The following is a 6,401-nucleotide window of genomic DNA, read 5'->3' on the forward strand; positions in this document are numbered from 1 at the left end:
CGTTTCCGTCAGCGACAGCCGCCCTCTCGACAACCGTGCTATCGTCGGGAAAATACCCGAAAAGAGAAGTCCGGCACGCAGTGGAAGACAGCCAGCGCCAGACAGAACGTGCCAGACAAACCGTGCCAGACAAGGAGAACGCCATGGCCTCTTCGGAAATTCAGAAGACCCGAGTCATCAATGAACTGCGTGGTTTCATCAAGAAACTGCTCCAGGACCCGAAGATCCTTGAGCAGTCCCTGGACATCGCCCGGCGACAGCTCGCCGAGGGCAGAAAGGATGACGTCATGGCGCGGATCGCCAACGAGATATCCGATACCACCAGCGTACATATTCCCGAGGACCCGGCAGAGCACTCCGAGGCCGATCACCTCTTCCTGGAGCTCCTGAAGGAGGTCGCCGACGAGGAACAGGCGCTCTACTGACAGCGGTTGAACCGCCCTGTACTGAGGAAACATCTGCCATGATTGACCTTTGGACCTGGACCACCCCCAACGGACGCAAGGTTTCCATCCTCCTGGAGGAACTCGGGCTGCCCTATGAGGCCCATGCCGTTGATATCACCAATGGCGAGCAATACGCCGCCGATTTCCTTGCCGTCAGCCCCAACAACAAGATCCCGGCGATCCGCGACAATGACACCGGCATGGTGCTGATGGAGTCCGGCGCGATCATGATCTATCTGGCCGAGAAGACCGGACGCTTCCTGCCAACGGATGCCGAAGGACGCTATCGCACCCTGGAGTGGCTGATGTGGCAGATGGGCGGTATCGGGCCCTTCCTCGGCCAGGCTCATCATTTCCTGCAGTTCAATCCCGGCAAGGCGCCCTATGCCGAGGAGCGTTTCCATGGCGAGGCAAAGCGGCTCTATGGCGTACTCGACCAGCGCCTGGCCGACAACGCCTATCTCGCCGGTGACGACTACACCATCGCCGACATGGCCACCTGGCCATGGATCTCCCGCTATGAGTGGCAGCGCATCGACCTCAACGACTACCCCAACGTCAAGCGGTGGTACCTGGCGATCGCCGAACGGCCAGCCGTACAGCGGGGCTATCACAGCCCGAAGAAGGTCAACGAGATTCCGCTTCCCTGATCGGACGGGATTCGACAGCGCCCAGCGGATGCAGGCGATGGCGAAGATGGCTACAATCAACGGTCTGATTTTCATGGGATCTCAACAACCGTCATGTCGAACACCGCACGCCAACCGCGCCAGATCCTGGTCACCAGCGCCCTGCCCTATGCTAACGGCGCCATCCACCTGGGCCACCTGCTGGAATACATCCAGACCGATATCTGGGTGCGTTTCCAGAAGAGCCGCGGGCATGAGTGCCACTATGTCTGTGCCGACGACGCCCACGGCACGGCTATCATGCTGCGCGCCGAACAGGAAGGCATCAGCTCGGAGGCCTTGATCGAACGTGTCTCCCGCGAGCACCAGCAGGACTTCGCCACCTTCGGCGTGGCCTTCGACAACTATCACTCCACGCACTCCGCGGAGAATCGCTATTTCAGCGAGCTGATCTACAACCGCCTGCGCGACAAGGGCCACATCGCCACCCGCGACATCGAGCAGATGTACGACCCGGTCAAGGGGCTCTTCCTGGCCGACCGCTTCATCAAGGGCACCTGTCCCAAGTGCCGAACCGATGACCAGTACGGCGACAACTGCGAGGCCTGCGGGGCCACCTATACCCCGGCGGAGTTGATCGACCCGGTCTCGGCGATCTCCGGTGCCACTCCCGAGGTGCGCAGTTCCACCCACTTCTTCTTCAAGCTGCCCGACTTCGCGGACTTCATGCAGGGCTGGATCAACGAGGGCCATGTCCAGCCCCAGATTCGCAACAAACTCATGGAGTGGTTCGAGTCGGGCTTCAACGAATGGGACATCTCCCGTGATGCGCCCTATTTCGGCTTCGAGATCCCCGACGCCCCGGGCAAGTACTTCTATGTCTGGCTGGATGCCCCGATCGGCTACCTGGCCAGCTTCAAGCACCTCTGCGAGCGCCAGGGCCTGGACTTCGACAGCTACTGGGTGCCCGATTCCGACGCCGAGGTCTACCACTTCATCGGCAAGGATATCGTCTACTTTCATGCGCTGTTCTGGCCGGCGATGCTTCACGGCGCCGATTTCCGCACGCCCACCGCAGTCAACTGCCACGGCTTCGTGACGGTCAACGGCGCCAAGATGTCGAAATCCCGCGGCACCTTCATCAATGCCGCCACCTATGCCGACTTCCTCAATCCCGAATACCTGCGCTACTACTTCGCCGCCAAGCTGACCTCGGGCGTGGACGACCTCGACCTCAACCTGGAGGACTTTACCGCCCGGGTGAATGCCGATCTGGTGGGCAAGGTCGTCAACATCGCCAGCCGCTGTGCCGGCTTCGTCAAGAAACTGGGTGGCGGCCACCTCGCCGGCCACTGCAGCGAGCCAGAGATGGTGGCGCGCTTCATCGCCGCCGGCGACGCGGTCGCCGAGGACTTCGAGCGGCGCGAGTTCGGCCGTGCCATGCGCCGCGTGATGGAACTGGCCGACGAGGCCAACGTCTATATTGCCGAGAAGGAGCCCTGGGTGCTGGCCAGGCAGCAGGGCCGCGAGCAGGAGGTGCTGGAGATCTGCTCGGTAGGCATCAACCTCTTCCGTCAGTTGATGGTCTATCTGGCGCCGGTGGTGCCGGCCATGGCCGAGGGTGCCAGGGATTTCCTGCAACTCGAGACGCTCGACTGGCACAGTCGCCATGAGGTGCTCATCGATCACCCCGTCGCCAGGTTCAAGCCCTTGATGACCCGAGTGGAACCCGACAGGATCGACGCCATGATAGAAGTCTCCAAGGAGGATCTGATGGAAGAACAGAAGCTCAAGGAGGCCCCCAGGGGGCCTCTGACCGACGACCCCATCGCCCCCGAGATCGCCTTCGACGACTTCGCCAAGGTCGATCTGCGTATCGCACGCATCGCCAAGGCCGACTATGTGGAAGGCGCCGACAAGCTGTTGAAGCTGACCCTCGACCTGGGCGGCGAAACGCGCACCGTCTTCGCCGGTATCCGCTCCGCCTATGCCCCCGAGGCCCTGGAGGGCCACTTGACGGTGATGGTCGCCAACCTGGCGCCACGCAAGATGCGCTTCGGTGTCTCCGAGGGCATGGTGCTGGCCGCCGGCAATGACGCGGGCATCTACCTGCTCGAGCCCCATGCCGGTGCCGAGCCGGGCCAGCGGATCAAGTAGCCGTCAGGAGAGCCGACGTGACCGGCAACGCCAGCCTGATCGACGCCGTCGATGCCGAGCTGCCCCAGACCCAATGTGGCAAGTGCGGGCATCCCGGGTGCCGGCCCTATGCCGAGGCGATTGCGGAAGGCGAGGCAATCAACCTCTGCCCGCCCGGCGGTGAGCAGACCGTGGGGCGTCTGGCCGAGTTGACGGGCCAGCCCCGGCAACCCCTGGCAGAGCCCGCCCAGTCTCCGCTGGTGGCCTGGATACGCGAAGCCGAATGCATCGGCTGCACCAAGTGCATCCAGGCCTGCCCGGTCGACGCCATCCTCGGCGCCTCCAAGCGCATGCACACCGTCATCGTCGACGAGTGCACCGGCTGTGAACTCTGTGTGGCGCCCTGTCCGGTCGACTGCATCGACATCCTCCCCCATCCCGCCTGGCTCGCCGCCGAAAACGAGACCCAACGCCGTGACTACCTGGCCCGTCGCGCCAGGCTGGGTCGGCAACGCTTCGAGGCACGCCAGCGCCGCCTGAAGCGCCAGGCCAGGGAGAAGCGCCTGGAACGCCAGCGGCGCCTGATCCGTCAGACCTCTCGTGTCAAGCGGACGTCTTCCACCAACCGACTGGAGCAGCGCCAGCGACAGATGGCCGTCAAGGCCGCCGAAGACGCCCTTAAACGCGCGCGCAGGCAGCTCAGCCACGCCGAACGCCAGGACACGCCGGAAGCGGTCGCTTCGGCACAGGCACAAGTGGACCAGGCATCCCGCCTCCTCGACGATGCCAGGCGTGTCCTCCAGACTCACGAATCTTGCTGAGACGACCATGAACGCCGAGAAACGCCATGAGATCTTCGCCCGCCTGCGCGACCACATTCCGGAGCCCACCACCGAACTGAACTGGACCACTCCCTTCGAGCTGCTCACCGCTGTCCTGCTCTCGGCCCAGGCGACCGACGTGGGGGTCAACAAGGCGACCGCCCGACTGTTCCCGGTGGCCAACACGCCCCGGGGAATCCTCGAGCTCGGCCTCGACGGGCTCAAGGCGTATATCCGCACCATCGGCCTCTACAACACCAAGGCCGAGAACCTGATGAAGACCGGCCGGATCCTCGTCGACCAGCATCATGGCGAGGTCCCCCGCACGCGAAGGGAGCTGGAAGCCCTGCCGGGGGTAGGACGCAAGACCGCCAATGTCATTCTCAATACCGCCTTCGGTGAACCCACCATTGCCGTTGATACCCATATCTTCCGGGTCGCCAACCGAACCGGCCTGGCCAGGGGCAAGGATGTGCTGGAGGTAGAGCACAAGCTGCTGCGGCACGTGCCAAGAGACTTCCGCCAGGATGCCCATCACTGGCTGATCCTCCACGGTCGCTACACCTGTGTGGCCAGAAAGCCCCGCTGCGGCAGCTGCGTGATCGAGGACCTGTGCGAGTTCAAGGAAAAGATCGACCTGGCGTGACGGCCTGCAGGATGGGCATCGGCGAGGCTGGCGTTTTTGCATAACCGGACGCGCTGTTGGACCATAGGCCTCCAGAACAACAATCACGGCGACCCGGAGTCCGGCCCATGCGCTATTACCCTACCTCACAGCCTCCAGACCTCCCGTCATTGTCCACGCAGATACCGCATCACTGACAGGGAGACAACGGCCTTGGAAACCCTCAAGTACCTTCTACTGCCGCCCCTCATCAACGTCGTCCTGACCCTGCTCGGCGGCCTGCTGTGGTCGCGCATGCAGTGGCTGGGAGGCCTGCTGGTGGTCCTGGGACTGGGCGGCCTGCTGGCCCTGGCCACCCCGGTGGCCAGTCATGCCCTTCGCCAGGGCCTCGAGCCCCCGCCCCTGGCAGGACCCGGCACCCTGGGCAGGGCCCAGGCCATCGTGATACTCGGCGGCGGACGCGATTTCCGGGCGCCCGAGTTCGGCTGGGGGGATGCCCCCTCCAATATCACCTGGCGACGCCTGGCCTATGGCGCCCACCTGCATCGGCAATCCGGCCTGCCCATCCTGGTCAGCGGCGGACGCGTTCACGACGAACACAGTGCCGAAGCCAGCCTGATGGGCGCGGCGCTGCGTGAGGTCTTCGGGGTACCGGTGCGCTGGATGGAGGGACAGAGCCGCAATACCGCCGAGAACGCCCGCTACAGTGCCGAGATGCTGCGTGCCGCCAATATCGAACGGATCGCGCTGGTCTCCCAGGCCTGGCACCTGCCGCGCGCCACCACCGAGTTCGAGCGAGTGGGTCTCACCGTCATCCCGGCACCCACGGAATTCGCCAGCGAACCGCCCACGGGCCTGCAGGGCTGGCTGCCACGCGCCTACCATCTCAACCAGAGCACCCGGGCGCTCCATGAGTGGCTGGGGCGGGGGGAACTGGCCCTGCGCCAGCGTCTGCTCGACCGCTGATAACGGTGACTGACCGCCGCATAGGCGGATAGCAGTAGCACTCGCATCGGATCCCTCTGTTGCATGGGGATCTGTTGCATGGGGATATGGGGTCTCTCCTGCCAAGGTCGTCTTTGCCGGAGCGCTGCGGCCCACTAGACTGATCGGTAATAACGCATAAATAACGCATAAAAAGACCGCCTGATTCAAGGAGTACGCCATGGCCAAGGTACTGGTGGTTGACGACGAACCCAATATCATCATCTCGATCGAATTTCTCATGCAGCAGGCCGGCTTCGATGTCGTTACCGCCGAGGATGGCGAGAGCGCCCTAGCGCGGGTTGCCGAAGGCGCGCCGGACCTGGTCCTGCTGGACATCAGCCTGCCGGGCATCAGCGGCTTCGATGTCCTGGAGCAACTACGCGCGGACAGCGACCATGCCCGCCTGCCGATCATCATGCTCACCGCCCACGGACGCGAGGTCGAGCGTGAGAAGGGCATGGCCCTGGGTGCCGATGACTATATCACCAAGCCCTTCTCCACCCAGGCCCTCGTGGAGAAGGTCAAGTCCCTGCTCGCCGAGGTGTCCTGATGGCCATTCGTCTTTCCGGCCTGCCCAGGCGCCAGCGCCTGGTGGGTTTCTGGTTGCTGCTCAGCGGTATCAGCCTCTTCGGCGGTGCCCTCTTCGCGCTATGGCTCGATGGTCTCTTCCAGCCCCAAGGCATTCCCAGGGCCGTCTTGTGGCTGGGCTGCTTCTCGGGTGGCGGTACCATCCTGCTGGTCGGCTTGCTGCTTGAAC

7 protein-coding genes and 1 pseudogene are annotated in these 6,401 nt (G+C 63.8%); all 8 read left to right on the forward strand.

Going from position 1 to position 6,401, the window contains the following annotated elements; translation table 11 throughout:
• Positions 1–143: 143 nt before the first annotated feature.
• Complete coding sequence (locus ACESMD_RS05300; RefSeq protein ID WP_372611026.1) at positions 144–425, forward strand: hypothetical protein; 282 nt, start codon at positions 144–146, stop codon at positions 423–425.
• A gap of 38 nt (positions 426–463) precedes the next feature.
• Complete coding sequence (locus ACESMD_RS05305; RefSeq protein ID WP_372611028.1) at positions 464–1,096, forward strand: glutathione S-transferase N-terminal domain-containing protein; 633 nt, start codon at positions 464–466, stop codon at positions 1,094–1,096.
• A gap of 93 nt (positions 1,097–1,189) precedes the next feature.
• Positions 1,190–3,232: a methionine--tRNA ligase gene (gene metG / locus ACESMD_RS05310; RefSeq protein WP_372611030.1), complete on the forward strand. Its 2,043-nt coding sequence runs from the start codon at positions 1,190–1,192 to the stop codon at positions 3,230–3,232.
• 17 nt (positions 3,233–3,249) lie between these two features.
• Positions 3,250–4,032, forward strand: coding sequence for an RnfABCDGE type electron transport complex subunit B (locus tag ACESMD_RS05315; protein WP_372611032.1), 783 nt, complete (start codon positions 3,250–3,252; stop codon positions 4,030–4,032).
• A gap of 7 nt (positions 4,033–4,039) precedes the next feature.
• Entirely contained in the window at positions 4,040–4,678 is a 639-nt protein-coding gene (nth, locus tag ACESMD_RS05320) for an endonuclease III (protein WP_372611034.1), read from the forward strand.
• Between the two features lie 192 nt (positions 4,679–4,870).
• Entirely contained in the window at positions 4,871–5,623 is a 753-nt protein-coding gene (locus tag ACESMD_RS05325) for a YdcF family protein (RefSeq protein ID WP_372611036.1), read from the forward strand.
• Positions 5,624–5,822: 199 nt separating this feature from the next.
• Positions 5,823–6,194: a response regulator transcription factor gene (locus ACESMD_RS05330; protein ID WP_372611038.1), complete on the forward strand. Its 372-nt coding sequence runs from the start codon at positions 5,823–5,825 to the stop codon at positions 6,192–6,194.
• Positions 6,194–6,401: pseudogene (locus ACESMD_RS05335) on the forward strand (DNA polymerase III subunit epsilon); the annotation flags it as partial. The gene ACESMD_RS05330 and the pseudogene ACESMD_RS05335, both read left to right, overlap by 1 nt.

The sequence above is a fragment of the Halomonas sp. genome, from assembly GCF_041689495.1.
Classification (GTDB): Bacteria; Pseudomonadota; Gammaproteobacteria; order Pseudomonadales; family Halomonadaceae; genus Halomonas.